The organism is Streptomyces sp. NL15-2K (genome assembly GCF_030551255.1).
Taxonomy (GTDB): domain Bacteria; phylum Actinomycetota; class Actinomycetes; order Streptomycetales; family Streptomycetaceae; genus Streptomyces.
The window spans coordinates 5,785,982-5,801,303 of sequence record NZ_CP130630.1 but is presented as its reverse complement, the minus strand read 5'-3'; the positions used below and the strand labels follow the sequence as shown (position 1 = coordinate 5,801,303).

Genomic DNA, 15,322 nt, shown 5'->3' with positions numbered 1-15,322 from the left:
ACACGATGAGCAGTACAACCAACCCACCGACGCACCACACGTCCACGATCGGCGCGATCGGCGCGCCGAGCCGACGCAACACCGAACTCGCGCTGCTCGTGTTCGCCGTGGTGATTCCGGTGTTCGCCTATGCCAACGTGGGCCTGGCCATCCACGACGAGGTGCCGGCCGGCCTGCTGAGCTACGGCCTGGGCCTCGGCCTGCTGGCCGCCGTCGGCCATCTGGTCGTACGCAAGTTCGCGCCCTACGCCGACCCCCTGCTCCTGCCGATCGCCACGCTCCTCAACGGCCTCGGCCTGGTGCTCATCTGGCGCCTCGACCAGTCGCAGCGGCTCCAGCAGCTCGCCGAGCGGCTCTACGACTCCTTCTCCCCCTCCGCCCCCAAGCAGCTGCTGTACTCCGCCATCGGCATCGCGCTCTTCGTGGCCGTCCTGGTCCTGCTCAAGGACCACCGCGTCCTGCAGCGCTACACGTACATCTCGATGGTCGCCGCCATCGTGCTGCTGCTCCTGCCCCTCGTTCCCGGCCTCGGCGCCAACGTCTTCGGCGCCAAGATCTGGATCAGCGTCGCCGGGTTCTCCATCCAGCCGGGCGAGTTCGCGAAGATCGTCATCGCCGTCTTCTTCTCCGGCTACCTCATGGTGAAACGGGACGCGCTCGCGCTCGCCAGCCGCCGCTTCCTGGGCCTGTACCTGCCGCGCGGCCGCGACCTCGGCCCGATCCTCACCCTGTGGGCCCTCAGCCTGCTGATCCTCATCTTCGAGAACGACCTCGGCTCGTCCCTGCTGTTCTTCGGCATGTTCGTGATCATGCTGTACGTCGCCACCGAGCGGACCAGCTGGATCGTCATCGGCCTGCTGATGTCCGCCGGCGGCGCGGTCGTCGTCTCCACCTTCGCCAGCCAGGTCCAGGTCCGGGTCAACGCCTGGCTGGACCCCTTCGGCTGCTACGAAACCTCCGGCGCCTGCGAACAGATCGGCCAGTCGATCATGTCCTTCGGCTCCGGCGGTGTCCTCGGCACCGGACTGGGACAGGGCAACTCCGACCTCATCGGCTTCGCCGCCAACTCCGACTTCATCTTCGCCACCGTCGGCGAGGAGCTCGGCCTGGCCGGCGTCATGGCGTTCCTGCTGCTGTACGGCCTGATCATCGAGCGGGGCATCCGTACCGCGCTGGCCGCCCGCGACCCCTTCGGCAAGCTGTTCGCGACCGGCCTCTCCGGCGCCTTCGCCCTGCAGATCTTCGTCGTCGCCGGTGGCGTCATGGGCCTCATCCCGCTCACCGGTATGACGATGCCGTTCCTGGCCTCCGGCGGATCCTCCGTGATCGCCAACTGGGCCCTGATCGGCATCCTCATCCGCATCAGCGACACCGCCCGCCGCCCCGCGCCGGCCCCGGCCGGCAACCCTGACGCCGAGATGACCCAGGTGGTCCGCCCGTGAACAAGCCCCTGCGCCGGATCGCGCTCTTCTGCGGTCTCCTCGTCCTCGCCCTGCTCGTCCGCGACAACTGGCTCCAGTACGTCCAGGCCGACTCCCTGCAGAAGAACGACAACAACCGCCGTATCTCCATCGAGCGCTACGCCCAGCCGCGCGGCGACATCATCGTCGACGGAAAGTCGATCACCGGGTCCAAGGAGACCTCGTCCAGCGACTTCAAGTACAAGCGCACCTACCAGGACGGCCCCATGTGGGCGCCCGTCACCGGGTACGCCTCGCAGGCCTTCGGCGCCAACCAGCTGGAGTCCATCGAGGACGGCATCCTCACCGGCAACGACGACCGGCTCTTCTTCCGCAACACCCTCGACATGATCACGGGCAAGGAGAAGGAGGGCGGCAACGTCGTCACCACCCTCAACTCCGCCGCGCAGAAGGCCGCGTACGACGGCCTCGCCAAGCGCGGCAAGGGCGCCGTGGTGGCTCTCGAACCGAAGACCGGCAAGATCCTCGCCCTGGCCTCGTACCCGTCGTACGACCCCTCGTCGTTCGCCGGGAACTCCACCACCACGGACACCAAGGCCTGGCAGAAGCTCCAGAAGGCGAACGACCCGAACGACCCGATGCTGAACCGGGCGCTGCGCGAGGTGTACCCGCCGGGATCGACCTTCAAGGTCGTCACCGCGGCCGCCGCCCTGGAGAACGGCCTGTACGACGACCCGGACGCGAAGACCAACTCGCCGCTGCCGTGGATCATGCCGGGCACCACGACCGAGCTGAAGAACGAGGGGAACATCCCCTGCAAGAACGCCACGCTGCGCGAGGCGCTGCGGGTGTCGTGCAACACCGTCTTCGGCAAGGTCGGCGCCGACCTCGGCAACGACAAGATGCTGGCGGAGGCCAAGAAGTTCGGCTTCACCGAGGAGCAGTTCACGCCCGTCCGCTCCAGCGCCTCGGTCTTCTCCGAAGGTATGAACGACTCGCAGACCGCGCTGTCCTCCATCGGCCAGTACAACACCGCCGCGACCCCGCTGCAGATGGCCATGGTCGCCTCGGCCGTCGCCAACGACGGCAAGCTGATGAAGCCGTACATGGTCGACAAGCTCCAGGCCCCGAGCCTCGACACCATCGAGCAGACCGACCCGGAAGAGCTGAGCCAGCCGCTGTCCTCGAAGAACGCCCAGATCCTGCAGTCGATGATGGAGACGGTCGTCAAGGACGGCACCGGTACGAAAGCACAGATTCCCGGCGTCACCGTGGGCGGCAAGACCGGTACCGCCCAGCACGGCGAGAACAACAGCAAGAACCCCTACGCCTGGTTCCTCTCGTACGCCAAGCTCAGCGACGGCAGCTCGCCGGTCGCCGTGGCCGTGGTGGTCGAGGACGAGGACGCCGTCCGAGACGACATCTCCGGCGGTGGCCTCGCGGCCCCCATCGCCAAGAGCGTGATGGAGGCGGTCATCAACAGCAAAAAGTGAGAGCCCCGTCACGTCGCCTTCACATCGGTGCACGTTGCGATACCGGTCCGGTATCGGGTTGCGGGCTTGGCCAGGTCATATAAAGCGAGCCGGGTACGGTAGGCCCGGACGGCAGCCTCCGACCGCACGTTCGTGACGGTCGGGACCGACGGAGAGGGCTGGTAGGAAGCTATGGAAGAGCCGCGTCGCCTCGGCGGCCGGTACGAGCTGGGCCCGGTGCTCGGCCGTGGTGGCATGGCGGAGGTTTACCACGCGCATGACACCCGGCTCGGGCGCCAGGTGGCGGTGAAGACGCTGCGCGCGGACCTCGCGCGCGACCCGTCCTTCCAGGCCCGGTTCCGCCGGGAGGCCCAGTCGGCCGCCTCGCTCAACCATCCCGCGATCGTCGCGGTCTACGACACGGGCGAGGACTACATCGACGGGGTCTCGATCCCGTACATCGTCATGGAGTACGTCGACGGCTCCACGCTCCGTGAGCTCCTGCACAGCGGCCGCAAGCTGCTGCCGGAGCGCGCCATGGAGATGACCATCGGCATCCTCCAGGGTCTGGAGTACGCCCACCGCAACGGCATCGTCCACCGCGACATCAAGCCGGCCAACGTCATGCTGACGCGCAACGGCCAGGTCAAGGTGATGGACTTCGGCATCGCCCGCGCCATGGGCGACTCCGGCATGACGATGACGCAGACGGCCGCGGTCATCGGCACCGCCCAGTACCTCTCCCCGGAGCAGGCGAAGGGCGAGCAGGTCGACGCGCGATCGGACCTGTACTCCACCGGCTGCCTGCTCTACGAGCTCCTGACGGTCCGCCCGCCGTTCGTCGGCGACTCCCCGGTCGCGGTCGCGTATCAGCACGTGCGGGAGGAGCCGCAGGCGCCGAGCGTCTTCGACCCCGAGATCACGCCGGAGATGGACGCCATCGTCCTGAAGGCCCTCACCAAGGACCCGGACTACCGCTACCAGTCCGCCGACGAGATGCGCGCCGACATCGAGGCCTGCCTCGACGGCCAGCCGGTCGCGGCAACGGCGGCGATGGGCTCCGTGGGCTACGGCGGCTACCCCGACGACCAGCCCACGACGGCCCTGCGCGCCGACGCGGGCGGCGCCGGGGCCACGACGATGATGCCCCCCATGAACCCGGACGAGGGCGGTTTCGGCTACGACGACCGTCCCGACCGGCGCCGCCAACGGAAGTCGAACACCTCGACGATATTGCTGGTCGTGGCGGGCATCCTGGTCCTCGTCGGCGCTGTCCTGATCGGCAGGTGGATCTTCGCGAGCGGCGGGGTGACCGACAGCACGGTTGCCGTGCCCAACCTCGTGGGCACGGCCCAAAAAGATGCCGAGGCGCAGTTGACCAACAGCGACCTCAAGGTGGGAACGATCACGCCGAAGCCCTGCGAGGACCAGGCCAAGGGCAACGTCTGTGACCAGGACCCCGATCCCAAAACCAAGGTCGACAAGAACTCCACCGTCAATCTGGTGGTCTCGACCGGCGCTCCGAAGGTGACGGTGCCGGACGTCCAGGGCCTGTCCTACGAGAAGGCGAAGTCCCAGCTTGAGGACAAGGGCTTCGATGTCGACCAGAAGATTCAGGAGTCGGATCGGGAACCGGGCGTTGTGATCGGCCAGGATCCCGGGGGCGACACGGAACAGGAGAAGGGCTCCACGATCACCCTCACTGTTGCCAAGGCCCCGGAGAAGTCCACCGTGCCCGATGTCGCCGGCAAGACCTGCGACGAGGCCAAGACACAGATGGCGGCCAACGAACTGGTCGGCAACTGCGTCGATGTGGAAACCGACGACCAGTCCCTGGTGGGCAAGGTCATCGTGACCGACCCACAGGCCGGCACCCAGGTCAACAAGAACCAGACGGTGACGATCCAGATCGGCAAGGCCGCGCAAAAGACGCAGGTCCCCGTCGTCGTCGGGCAAACCGTGGGTCAGGCCAAGCAGATCCTCAACGCGCAGGGCTTCGCCAACATCCAGTTCGCCGACGGCAGCGACCAGAGCGACACCGCGTTCGTGCAGCAGCAGGACCCGCAAGGGAACAGCGAGGTCGACGACCCGGCTGGGACGACAATCACGTTGACGACCATCGGCGTCGGCAACAACGGCGGGAACAACGGCGGCAATGACAACGGCGGCGGGTTCATCGGCGGCGCCGGTTAGCGGCTGACCTCGCACGGCCAGGGATCAAGGGCCCGGTACTCACAGGAGCGCCGGGCCCTTGATCATTTTTCCTTACGGGACTCGTTTTAGGCATCAAATGGGGGCGGCATCCCCAGAGGTGGCACCGGAACGGCGGCCCGCACAGGTGGGATCCGGCCCGCGGGGGCGAGTTTGTCCTTGGGGCCGGCGCCGTGGGTCGTGCGGCGCTCGCCGCTTCGACGCGCCTGCATGGACCACTCGTGTTGTTCTTCCAACCAGGAAGTCAAGGCACTGATCGTGTCACTGAGTTGCGCGGGGCATGCCGGTCAGCTCGGGGTGTCGCAGCGCCTGGAGTGTGAGGCGGTGGGGGCCTGCGGCCGACGGTGCGTTAGTTATGCCAGCATGTGCCATGGGCCGGTGGTGCGCGGGGTGGAAGGTGTAGTTCCAGTCCCCGTGGAAGCTGTGGCGGGTGATCGGCAGGGCGTTGATGGCCTCGCCACCCCCAGGTTGGGCGAGGACCAGTTCGTCCCGCTGGAGCAGGCATTTGACCAAGAGATTTGTTGCCTGCGGCTGGATGGACCGCGGTGGACGCTGTGTCGGGATCAAGACCATGATCGGGCGACGCCAGCTGTTCGCGCTAACAACAACCGAGTTCAGGTCAACAAGTGACCAGACTCACACATCAATAATGTCCCGTATCCGAAATTTCAAGATCGATAAGTCTTGTCGTGCTCCACTCAACATGTTCGACTAGCCCCGACCGCTTTTCCGTCACAAGCAGGGGGAACATGATGCAGCCTCGCATAGCTGGTAAGTCTCGGATAAGTCGCAGAACGACCGCCGTGGCATTGAGTCTCGCGGCAGTAGCTACCGCTGTTTCTTTCGCTACTCCAGCGCAGGGAGCAGCCCAGGTACTCGTCCAGCTGAGCTGCACTGACGCAAGAAAGACCTTCAAGATCAACGTGACTCTCGAAGGGAGTGGGGCTCCCACCGCCACGTACAACGTCTCCATCAGGACCACCGACTACATCGACGACACGCGGGCCCCGAAAGTACGTCTGATCTCTGGCAACAAGGATCACACGACTACCTACTACCGATGGCGCACCGGCGCTCAGGGCAGAAGCGTCATCAGCAACTGGGACACCACTCTTCAGCAGCCCAAGGGACTGGACAAGGTCTTCATCGAGGGTACGGTCAATACCGCCTCCTCGGATGCATCTAACTTCTACTGCACGGACTACGCTCCGAAGTAACGGTACGTCACTGCCGCATGCACAAGATGCCCAGCCATTAGTGGCACGACGGTCGGAAGAACCCAGTAATTCCAGTCGCTGGGATTACTGGCTGGCTCCAACCACAGTGGGCACCTGTTCAGCATGAGCGGGTGCCCATTTTGCACTACCCAAACCCTTACTGAAGCACGGCACCACGAGGAGCTGTCACGCAATGGAATGGTGACGCTCCAGGGCGCTGACCTCACAGAATCTAAGCGTGACGTCCTGTCACGCTTTCCCGGAGGTTATCCACAGCCTCGGTCGAGCCTCACGCTCTACCCGCGCCGCTCCGTTCTCAACATCGCCATGCTCCTTCCCGACAGCGAAGTCGCACGTCAGGTACGTGTGTACCTCCTCGACACGGAATACCTGGCGCACACAGCCTGTGGAAAACCCAGCCCCCACTGACGTCGTCTCCCTCGACGACCGCATTACTAGATCCTCGGCAAGACAGTCGTCCCCATGCTCAACGCTCCGATCGCCACCGCTGGCGAACACCGGAGCGAACTCATCGAGCTCCGCGAGGACATCCAGAACGTCGAACGCAGGCTGTGCTGGCACCACCGGCGCATCAGCACCCTGGGAGAGGCTCCGACAGACCAGGTCAGGGCCCTCCATCGCGGCCATGACCTGGAAAGTGCTCGAGCGTCACGTCGTCGATCTGCCGCGCCGGGACCGTTGTACGGACGTCGTCGTGCGGCCGGCCCGCAGCGACCGGGGCATCGACATCACCAGGCGCACGGCCGATGGCCGAAGCGTGGAAGTCCAGTGCCAGAACCGGGCTGGTCGCTGGTCCGTCCCCAGTGCTGATATGCAGAAGTTCGCCGGAGCCTCACGAGCCGTCGACCACGTGGATGTCGCACTATTCGTCGCCACGTGCAACCTCAGTCTCGAAGCACAGGCAATCGCCGACCTGAGCGGCGTCATCACCGTGAACCGCGACGACCTAGAGGCGTGGAGCGCTGGAGTGCTGCTCAAGGCGCTGCGATAAAGCAGCCGCATCGGAAAGGCCCGAAGCCGCAAAGGGTAGTCGCGGCTTCGGGCCCACTTACTTCGAGACTGACAACATGTCACTCTCGAAGAGAATCCACCTGCTCACCTACGCAGCTCCTTCGGCGGCGTCCGCTCACTGTCCACCTTCTCCACCCGCACCAGCTCCCCACACGATGTACCGGTACTCGGACGTATATACCGGCGTACAAGTCGTCAACGTGATGTAGTGGCCCGCCTTCATCTTCCCGGACTCCTCGGGGACCGCCGACAGCACCTTGACGTTGTACTTCGAGGCCTCGGGAAGAGTCCTTAGACCTTGTAGACGTACCACTTGTCCTTTGTCTCGAAGACGATCGGGTCGCCTTTCTTCAACTTGTCGATGTTGTGGAACTGCGCGCCGTGGCCGTCCCGGTTGCGCCGCGCCTGCGCCCTCGCATAAGCGTCGGGGGCAGGCGCACTACTCGGGCCGCAGCCGTCGATTGCACGTTTCGGCCCTCGGTGAACTTAAGCGGCATGGCAATATCGGCCGGATTCAACAGCTCCCGTGCCCGCGTCCGTAGACGCCAGCCTCATGTCACCGGCCCAGCCGACGCCAGCAAGTGCGTGGCACCGCTTGGATCACTGGCCGAGCCCCTTCAGCGGTGTCCGCCTGCTGGCGACCCTTTCGACGCAGATCAATTCGTCCCAAGCCATGTACCAACACCGGCTCTTGTCGCAGAACACATCACCCAGTCCATCGCATACCCGTACGCACATCGATCGTGTCTTCATGTGCGACGACTCGTTGATCGGGTGGGGTGGGGAATCGGAACTCTGCCCTGGCCATTCGGCCACCTCGAACGGAAGGGCAGAACATGATCAACGATTCGGCACTGTTGGAGTCAAAGACCTTGCGCGACAGTGTGCTGGACCGCACGGACGTGCTCGACAGAGTCAAGGCGCTGTCGCTGCTGCCGGACGGGATGCATGTCACGACGGCGATGGTGGCAGCGTATTTCGAGGTCGGTCTCGAAGCCATCAAGTCCCTCGTCAAGGACCACCGAGCTGAGTTGGAGGCCAACGGCTACCGTCTGTTGGCCGGAGACGAACTGAGGTCCTTCAAGGACCTCAGTGGAATCCAGTCGCGCACACGATCCCTGGCGCTTTTCTCTCGCCGCGCTGTCCTCAACGTCGCCATGCTGCTCCGCGACAGTGAAGTCGCACGTCAGGCGCGTGTGTACCTCCTGGACATGGAGTACCTGGTGCGGACACAGCCTGTGGAAAACCCGGTCCCCACAGAGATCGTCTCCCTCGACGACCGCATCGACCAGCGCATCACGCACATCCTCGGCAAGACCGTTGTGCCGATGTTCAACGCCCTGATCGAAACGTCAGGCGAACACCGTAGGGAGCTGATCGCCCTGAGGGCAGGAGTCCAGCGAATCGAGCATCGGCTCCGGCAGCACAACGCCCGGCTACAGAGGCTGGAGGCTCGACCAGAGGAACGTCCTCTCGCCGGAGCGATCGCTGCCATGGACGCAATGAGCGGCCGCGGGTTCGAACAGCATGTCGCCGCACTGCTCCGCCGCGACGGCTGCACCGACATCGTCGTACAGGGCGGCCGCAGAGACCGAGGCGTCGACATCACCGCGCTCACGGCCAACGGGCGACGCCTCGTCGCCCAGTGCAAGAGGTTCGCGCCCTACCTCTCCATCACCTCTGCCGACGTGCAGAAATTCATCGGATCGGCCAAGGTGCTGTACGACTCGGAAGTGTCCCTCTTCGTGGCAACATGCCCCTTCACTCCAGACGCCCTGAGCATCGCCACCGACTGCGGCATCACCGCCGTACACCGTGGGCTGTTGGAGAAGTGGAGCGCGGGAGAGCCTCTGAACGTCCTGGAGTAGGCACGGTGTGGCAAGAGGCCCGAAGCCGCAAAAGGAAGTTGCGGCTTCGGGCCTTGGCCATGTTAGCGACTGAGCTCCTGCAAGGAGCTCAGTCAGCCCAGCTCCTTCGGCGGCGTCCGCTCGCTGTCCACCTTCTCCACCCGCACCAGCTCCCCCCACACGATGTACCGGTACTTGGATGTGTACACCGGCGTGCAGGTCGTCAGGGTGATGTAGTGGCCGGCCTTCTTCTTGCCGGACTCCCCGGGGATCGCCGACAGGACCTTGACGTTGTACTTCGAGGTCTCCGGAAGGGTCGCGTAGACCTTGTAGACGTACCACCTGTCCTTCGTCTCGAAGACGATCGGGTCGCCCTTCTTCAGCTTGTCGATGTTGTGGAACTGCGCGCCGTGGCCGTCGCGGTGGGCGGCGAGGGCGAAGTTGCCGGTCTTGCCGCTGGTCGGGAGCGTGGCCTTGACCGGGTCGGTGTAGTAGCCGGCGACGCCGTCGTTCAGGACCTTCGCCGAGGTGCCCTTCTCGACCAGGACCTCGCCGCTCTTCATCGCGGGGACGTGCAGGAAGCCGATGCCGTCCTTGGTGTCCAGCGCGCCGGGACCGCCGGGACCGGTGTCCTTCTGGGCCCAGGTGTCGCGGACCTTGTCGCCCTGCTGGTCCGCCTTGCGGTCGGCGAGGACGTTCGTCCACCACAGCGAGTAGACGACGAACAGGCCGAGCACTAGGCCCGCCGTGATGAGGAGTTCACCGAAGACACTGATCGCCATCGCGATCCGGCCCATGCCGCGGCGGCGCGGTGCGGGCGCCGGTCCGGGGGTGTCGGTGTGCTCTTGGTGCTCGGTGGTCGCTGCCACTGGTCATCTGCCCTTAACTGACGAGCGCATCCGGCTTGCCCTTGCTGCGCGGCCGTTCCTCGACCATCTTGCCCCAGACGATCAACCGGTACTTGCTGGTGAACTCCGGCGTGCAGGTGGTGAGGGTGATGTAGCGGCCCGGTTCGGTGAAACCCGATCCCGGCGGGACGGGGTCCAGCACACTCGTGTTGCTCGGGGACGTCACCGGCAGCATCGACGCCATCTTGTAGACGTAGTACTTGTCCTGGGTCTCCACGACGATCGCGTCGCCCGCCTTGAGCCTGTTGATGTACCGGAACGGTTCACCATGCGTGTTGCGGTGGCCCGCGAGCCCGAAGTTGCCGGTCTTCGCGTCGGGCATCGCCGTCTTCAGCGCGCCCTCGCCGTAGTGGCCGACCATGCCCCGGTCGAGCACCCCCTTGTTGCTGACGCCCTCCGCGATCGGCACCACCACGTCCAGCTTCGGAATGTGCAGGAGGGCGAAACCCTGCCCCGGCTGGAAGACGCCCGGGTTCCGCTTGCCGTTCGCCCAGTCGTCCTGGAGGCTGCTGGCCGCCTTGTCCGCCTGCGCATGCGCCCGGACGTTCGTCCACCACAGCTGGTAGGTGACGAACAGCAGCATCAGCACACCGGTGGTGATGAACACCTCGCCGATCGCCCGGCTGGCGACGACGGCCGCACCGGGCTTGCGCGCCCTCGCCTGTCGGCGGGCCTCCAGGCGGGAGAGGGGCCTGCCGTCCTCCGCCGACTCGGAGGATGTCTGGGGCTCCGGCGCGCCCCCATGGCGCCCGTGACGCCGCTTGGCGGCCTTTCTGCGGGCCGCACGGCCACCCGTGGTCCCTCCAGTGGCGGAGGAGGCGGATGAGGCGTCAGAGACGGAGGCAGCCGCTATCGACTCGCCCGCGGCTCCGTGCGTCGGCGGCTCGGGGACCCGCAGTGCGACGGTCTCCTCGTCGGGCGGCGGTACGTAGGGCTCGTCCAGGCCCGTGCCGTACGACGCGGACGCGCTCAGGTCACCCGCGCCCAGATCGCCCGCGCTCATGTCGTACGACGCGGACGCGCTGTCGTACCAGTCCCCGAGCACGCCGGAGGCCTCGTACGGCTGCTGCCCGTACGAGGTCCCCTGGTCGCCGGTGTCGCCGGGCGGGTCCGTGAAGGACTCCCCGTAGGCGGCGCCGGACTCGCGCTCGGGGCGCAAGGCGGTCACTCCGTGGCCCTGCCCACCACCGGGGCGAGCCCCGCCGACCTCGCCACCGCGCCCTGGTCGCCACACTCCACCAGCCAGTTGGCCAGCATCCGGTGGCCGTGCTCCGTCAGTACCGACTCGGGGTGGAACTGCACACCCTCGACGGGCAGCTCACGGTGGCGCAGGCCCATGATGATGCCGTCGTGCGTCCGCGCGGTCACCTCGAGGTCGGCCGGGACCGTCGCCGGCTCGGCCGCCAACGAGTGGTACCTGGTCGCCGTGAAGGGCGAGGGCAGTCCGGCGAAGACGCCCTGGCCCTCGTGCTCGACCAGCGAGGTCTTGCCGTGCAGCAGCTCGGGGGCACGGTCCACGACACCGCCGTACGCCACCTGCATGGACTGCATGCCGAGGCAGACACCGAAGACCGGGACGCCGGTGGCGGCGCAGTGGCGCACCATCTCGACGCAGACACCCGCCTCCTCGGGGGTGCCGGGGCCAGGCGACAGCAGGACGCCGTCGAAGCCGTCCTGGGCGTGCTCCGTCGACACCTCGTCGTTGCGCAGCACCTCGCACTCGACGCCCAGCTGGTACAGGTACTGGACCAGGTTGAAGACGAAGCTGTCGTAGTTGTCGACGACAAGAATGCGCGCACTCACTGGTTGTCCACCGTCACATCGTTGAAGGGAAGCAGCGGTTCGGCCCACGGAAAGACGTACTGGAACAGCACGTAGACCACAGCCGCGACCAGCACGAGTGAGATGAGCGCCTTCACCCAGGCGTTCCCCGGCAGATGCCGCCAGATAAAGCCGTACATGCCGTCCCTTCCGTCGCACCACGGCACCAGACCCACGCCGTACCGCACCAGACTAACGGCGCAGGGCCGGTGGTTTCCCTGCCTCCACAGGCTGTGTGGAGTCCAGATGCGCCCAGACGATCAGCCGGTGACTGTGCCCCCACTCCGGATCGCATGTGGTCAGCGTGAGGTAGCGGCCCGAACGGGTGTACCCGGACTTACGTGGCACAGGGTCGATCACCTCAACGTCCGAGGGCACGGTTTTGTAAGGGCCTTTGTCGATCCGGTACGTGAACCAGGTCGTCCCGTCCGTCAGTACCACCGCGTCGCCGCGGCGCAGCTCGGGGAAGTCTTTGAAGGGATCCCCGTACGTGCGGCGGTGGCCGGCGACCGCGAAGTTGCCCTTCTGCCCGAGCTGCGCGGTGTGCGCGTAGCGGCCGAGGCCCTTCTTCAGGGTGTTGGTGGCGGTGTTCTCGAGGACCGGCTTGTTCCACGTGAAACCGAGACGTGGGATGTACATGATCGCGAAGGGCTTGCCGCTCTTGTACGGCGCCGGCTTCGGCGGTTCGGCGGGGGCACCGGCCTGCCCGGCGGATTCGGGCGACGCCGTGGGCCGCACGGAGCCCTGCGACCACTGGTCCTGTAACAGGTCGATCTGGTCGTCCATGACGTGGTCGGCCTTCACACCGGTCCAGAACAGCACATAAACGACGAACAGCACGATCAGGGCGCCGACGGTGATGCACAGTTCGCTGACGGTCCTGATCACGACGCGCACCGGCGGCTCCTGAGAGACCTCACTCACTCCACGGGCTTGGCGTACTGCAGATCCACTGTGCCCGAGTAGCCAGGAAGAGTCACCGGCCCGTCCTCCTCGACTTTCCAGCCGAGCCCGTAGACGTTGACGTACACCATGTAGTTCTGGATCGTCGGAGACGCGGTGAGCGCCTTCCGCAGCTTCTCCGGGTCCCCGACCGCCGTGATCTTGTACGGCGGTGAGTACACGCGGCCCTGAAGGATCAGGGTGTTGCCCACGCACCGCACCGCGCTGGTGGAGATCAGCCGCTGATCCATGACCTTGATGCCCTGGGCGCCGCCCTGCCACAGGGCGTTCACCACCGCCTGGAGGTCCTGCTGGTGGATGACCAGGTAGTCGGGCTGCGGCTCGGGGTAGCCGGGGAGCTTGGCGGTGGCGTCCGGCGGGGCGTCGTTGAGCGTGACCGTGATCGCCTCGCCGGTGAGCTTCTGCGTGCCCGCGTTCTTCTCCAGGGCCTCCAGCTTGTCGTCCTCGGCCTTGGTGCTGCCGTCGTCCCGCTCGGCGAGCGACTCGACGTCCTCGCGCAGCGAGGCGTTGGACTCGTCGAGTTCGCCGTTGCTGCGGCTGCGCTCGTGGATGAGGTCCGACAGCTTCAGCAAGGACGTGTCCGTGCGGATGTTGGTGCCCTTGGCCGTATTGAAGCTGGTGAAGAAGATGAGTCCCGCGAGAGCGAAGACCCCCGCCGTGAGCACCCGCATGGGCCGGAAACGACGCGGGCGGGCAGGACTGGATCCCGTCCCGGGGGAGTCGGCAGAATTGCTCAACGTACCCTTATCTCCTTCGGCGCCACGGAAGCACTACGCTAACGGACGCCCGGGGAGCGCTAAGAGTCCCCTTGTACGCCGCCCCGGAGCCAGCCCCAGTTCCCTGCGCGGTCACGCAGCGCATCGACAGGAGAGACCCTCGTGCCGAAGTCACGGATCCGCAAGAAGGCCGACTACACGCCGCCCCCGGCGAAGCAGGCGACCACCATCAAGCTGAACAGCCGGGCCTGGGTCGCACCGGTCATGCTGGCCATGTTCCTCATCGGCCTCGCCTGGATCGTGGTCTTCTACGTGACAGACGGTTCGCTGCCCATCGACAAGCTGGACAACTGGAACATCGTGGTGGGCTTCGGCTTCATCGCCGCCGGATTCGGCGTCTCCACCCAGTGGAAGTAGGCGTCTCGGTCCTGGTGGAAGCAAAGGTCACCGGCCGGTGAACACAACTCAGCCCAGGGCTATCCACTGAGTTATCCACAGCCGTTTTCCACAGTGGGGAAAAAGAAAGACGATCTGTGGATAACCCGTCAGGTGTTGACGCCGGTGTGACGGAAGTACCGGGAACCGAAAGTTTGTTCGCCCCCTGCCTGACCTGCGGAGACGCGGGTCAGTGACAGGGGGCACATACGTTCCCGCACGGTATGCACAAGATCCGACACCCACTGTGGACAACGACCCGTCCACGTGCGAAAAGACGGCGCTCAGGTGAGTTGGGCCGTCCTCAGGAGTGTCATACCCACGACCACCACCAGGACCAGCGCACACGTGCCGTACTGGATCAGCGCCCGACGCTCACGCGGGGCATGGACCATGGCGTAGCCGGTGACGAGACCGGCGATGAGACCACCGATGTGGGCCTGCCAGGAGATGTTGAACCCCGGGTTGAAGGTGAAGATCAGGTTGATCACCAGCAGGGCGATGATCGGCCGCAGATCGTAGTTGAGGCGGCGCATGAGGACGCCGGTCGCACCGAAGAGGCCGAAAATGGCACCCGAGGCGCCGAGGGTGGCCGTGGTCGGGGACGTGAGCAGATACGCCAGAGCGCTGCCCGCGAGGCCCGAGACGAAGTAGAGCGCCAGATAGCGGGCGCGGCCCAGGGCCGCTTCGAGGGGGCCGCCGAGCCACCACAGGCTCAGCATGTTGAACGCGATGTGCCAGATTTCCTGATGCGTGAACATCGAGGTCACCAGGCGGTACCACTCGCCGTCCGCGACGCCCTCGTCGGGGACGAACGGCGCCGGCGGCCAGGCACCGATGAGGACCAGGTCGTTCAGCAGCGACGAGTTCGCCCGGCCGGCGATGAAGATCGCGAGGTTGATCCCGATGAGGATCTTGGTGAGCAGACGCGGGTCGGCGGCGATGGTGCCGCCGGCGATGGTGCGGGGCTGGGACGCGGTGGGCGCGTGCCCGGTGCCGGAGCCCCCGCGGACGCAGTCGGGGCACTGGAAGCCGACGGAGGCGCTGACCATGCACTCGGGACAGATCGGCCGCTCGCAGCGGGTGCAGCGAATGCCGGTCTCACGATCCGGGTGCCGATAGCAGCCCGGCAGGCTCTGCGCGTCCTGCGAACTGCCTGCCGCCTGGTCCATGACATCCCCTCATCCCTCGTACGCACGTGCACCGCCCCGCCCATCCTTACGGATGAGCGGGGCGATTGGTTCCCTTGGCGCGGGCCTTCGCTCAGGCCTTCACGCAG

At 66.0% G+C, this 15,322-nt stretch carries 16 protein-coding genes and 1 pseudogene; 7 read left to right on the top strand and 10 right to left on the bottom strand.

Annotated features, from left to right (window positions below; genetic code table 11):
- The first annotated feature begins 5 nt into the window (after positions 1 to 5).
- From Q4V64_RS26030 to pknB, 3 genes are all read left to right on the top strand, one after another.
- Positions 6 to 1,442, top strand: coding sequence for an FtsW/RodA/SpoVE family cell cycle protein (locus Q4V64_RS26030; RefSeq protein WP_124440704.1), 1,437 nt, complete (start codon positions 6 to 8; stop codon positions 1,440 to 1,442).
- Positions 1,439 to 2,914, top strand: coding sequence for a penicillin-binding protein 2 (locus tag Q4V64_RS26025; protein ID WP_124440705.1), 1,476 nt, complete (start codon positions 1,439 to 1,441; stop codon positions 2,912 to 2,914). Before Q4V64_RS26030 ends, Q4V64_RS26025 begins: the two co-directional genes overlap by 4 nt.
- A gap of 171 nt (positions 2,915 to 3,085) precedes the next feature.
- Positions 3,086 to 5,086, top strand: coding sequence for a Stk1 family PASTA domain-containing Ser/Thr kinase (gene pknB, locus Q4V64_RS26020; protein WP_124440706.1), 2,001 nt, complete (start codon positions 3,086 to 3,088; stop codon positions 5,084 to 5,086).
- Between the two features lie 279 nt (positions 5,087 to 5,365).
- Here pknB and Q4V64_RS26015 read toward each other — a convergent pair whose 3' ends face one another.
- Positions 5,366 to 5,617, bottom strand: coding sequence for a hypothetical protein (locus Q4V64_RS26015; protein ID WP_124440707.1), 252 nt, complete (start codon positions 5,615 to 5,617; stop codon positions 5,366 to 5,368).
- Positions 5,618 to 5,907: 290 nt separating this feature from the next.
- Here Q4V64_RS26015 and Q4V64_RS26010 point away from each other — a divergent pair, with 290 nt between their 5' ends.
- A complete protein-coding gene (locus tag Q4V64_RS26010) occupies positions 5,908 to 6,321 on the top strand; it encodes a hypothetical protein (RefSeq protein WP_124440708.1) in 414 nt (137 codons plus the stop codon).
- A 249-nt stretch (positions 6,322 to 6,570) separates the two neighbouring features.
- Here the strand turns inward: Q4V64_RS26010 and Q4V64_RS26005 are convergent, their stop codons facing one another.
- Entirely contained in the window at positions 6,571 to 6,969 is a 399-nt protein-coding gene (locus Q4V64_RS26005; RefSeq protein WP_253267011.1) for a hypothetical protein, read from the bottom strand.
- Between Q4V64_RS26005 and Q4V64_RS26000 the strand changes: the two genes are divergently transcribed.
- Positions 6,968 to 7,333 carry a restriction endonuclease gene (locus Q4V64_RS26000; protein ID WP_253267012.1) on the top strand — a complete coding sequence of 122 codons (366 nt, stop codon included), beginning with the start codon at positions 6,968 to 6,970 and terminating at the stop codon, positions 7,331 to 7,333. The two genes, Q4V64_RS26005 and Q4V64_RS26000, sit on opposite strands and share 2 nt — an antisense overlap.
- A 104-nt stretch (positions 7,334 to 7,437) precedes the next feature.
- Here Q4V64_RS26000 and Q4V64_RS55200 read toward each other — a convergent pair.
- Positions 7,438 to 7,749, bottom strand: a pseudogene (locus Q4V64_RS55200) (sortase); the annotation flags it as partial.
- A gap of 488 nt (positions 7,750 to 8,237) precedes the next feature.
- Between Q4V64_RS55200 and Q4V64_RS25995 the strand changes: the two are divergent.
- Positions 8,238 to 9,221 carry a restriction endonuclease gene (locus tag Q4V64_RS25995; protein ID WP_253267013.1) on the top strand — a complete coding sequence of 328 codons (984 nt, stop codon included), beginning with the start codon at positions 8,238 to 8,240 and terminating at the stop codon, positions 9,219 to 9,221.
- 92 nt (positions 9,222 to 9,313) lie between these two features.
- Here the strand turns inward: Q4V64_RS25995 and Q4V64_RS25990 are convergent, their stop codons facing one another.
- The 6 genes from Q4V64_RS25990 to Q4V64_RS25965 are packed head-to-tail and all read right to left on the bottom strand — an operon-like array spanning position 9,314 to position 13,629.
- Complete coding sequence (locus tag Q4V64_RS25990) at positions 9,314 to 10,069, bottom strand: class E sortase (protein ID WP_124440710.1); 756 nt, start codon at positions 10,067 to 10,069, stop codon at positions 9,314 to 9,316.
- 13 nt (positions 10,070 to 10,082) lie between these two features.
- Entirely contained in the window at positions 10,083 to 11,276 is a 1,194-nt protein-coding gene (locus tag Q4V64_RS25985; protein ID WP_124440711.1) for a class E sortase, read from the bottom strand.
- A complete protein-coding gene (locus tag Q4V64_RS25980; protein ID WP_124440712.1) occupies positions 11,273 to 11,911 on the bottom strand; it encodes an aminodeoxychorismate/anthranilate synthase component II in 639 nt (212 codons plus the stop codon). The genes Q4V64_RS25985 and Q4V64_RS25980 overlap by 4 nt, the downstream gene beginning before the upstream one ends.
- A complete protein-coding gene (locus Q4V64_RS25975; protein WP_172629235.1) occupies positions 11,908 to 12,069 on the bottom strand; it encodes a hypothetical protein in 162 nt (53 codons plus the stop codon). Before Q4V64_RS25975 ends, Q4V64_RS25980 begins: the two co-directional genes overlap by 4 nt.
- A gap of 52 nt (positions 12,070 to 12,121) precedes the next feature.
- The gene (locus Q4V64_RS25970) at positions 12,122 to 12,826 is read right to left on the bottom strand and encodes a class E sortase (protein ID WP_124440714.1); all 705 of its coding nucleotides are present in this window, start codon (positions 12,824 to 12,826) and stop codon (positions 12,122 to 12,124) included.
- A gap of 23 nt (positions 12,827 to 12,849) precedes the next feature.
- A complete protein-coding gene (locus Q4V64_RS25965; RefSeq protein WP_124440715.1) occupies positions 12,850 to 13,629 on the bottom strand; it encodes a DUF881 domain-containing protein in 780 nt (259 codons plus the stop codon).
- Positions 13,630 to 13,770: 141 nt separating this feature from the next.
- Between Q4V64_RS25965 and crgA the strand changes: the two genes are divergently transcribed.
- A complete protein-coding gene (gene crgA / locus Q4V64_RS25960; RefSeq protein ID WP_124440716.1) occupies positions 13,771 to 14,025 on the top strand; it encodes a cell division protein CrgA in 255 nt (84 codons plus the stop codon).
- A gap of 302 nt (positions 14,026 to 14,327) precedes the next feature.
- Here crgA and Q4V64_RS25955 read toward each other — a convergent pair whose 3' ends face one another.
- The gene (locus tag Q4V64_RS25955; protein ID WP_124440717.1) at positions 14,328 to 15,215 is read right to left on the bottom strand and encodes a rhomboid family intramembrane serine protease; all 888 of its coding nucleotides are present in this window, start codon (positions 15,213 to 15,215) and stop codon (positions 14,328 to 14,330) included.
- Positions 15,216 to 15,322 lie beyond the last annotated feature (107 nt).

Excerpts from the sequence above, each read along its gene's own strand:
- Q4V64_RS26030 (WP_124440704.1), top strand. The coding sequence starts at position 6 with ATGAGCAGTACAACCAACCCACCGACGCACCACACGTCCACGATCGGC.
- pknB (WP_124440706.1), top strand. The coding sequence starts at position 3,086 with ATGGAAGAGCCGCGTCGCCTCGGCGGCCGGTACGAGCTGGGCCCGGTG.
- Q4V64_RS26000 (WP_253267012.1), top strand. The coding sequence starts at position 6,968 with ATGACCTGGAAAGTGCTCGAGCGTCACGTCGTCGATCTGCCGCGCCGG.
- Q4V64_RS26005 (WP_253267011.1), bottom strand. The coding sequence starts at position 6,969 with ATGGCCGCGATGGAGGGCCCTGACCTGGTCTGTCGGAGCCTCTCCCAG.
- Q4V64_RS25975 (WP_172629235.1), bottom strand. The coding sequence starts at position 12,069 with ATGTACGGCTTTATCTGGCGGCATCTGCCGGGGAACGCCTGGGTGAAG.
- Q4V64_RS25955 (WP_124440717.1), bottom strand. The coding sequence starts at position 15,215 with ATGGACCAGGCGGCAGGCAGTTCGCAGGACGCGCAGAGCCTGCCGGGC.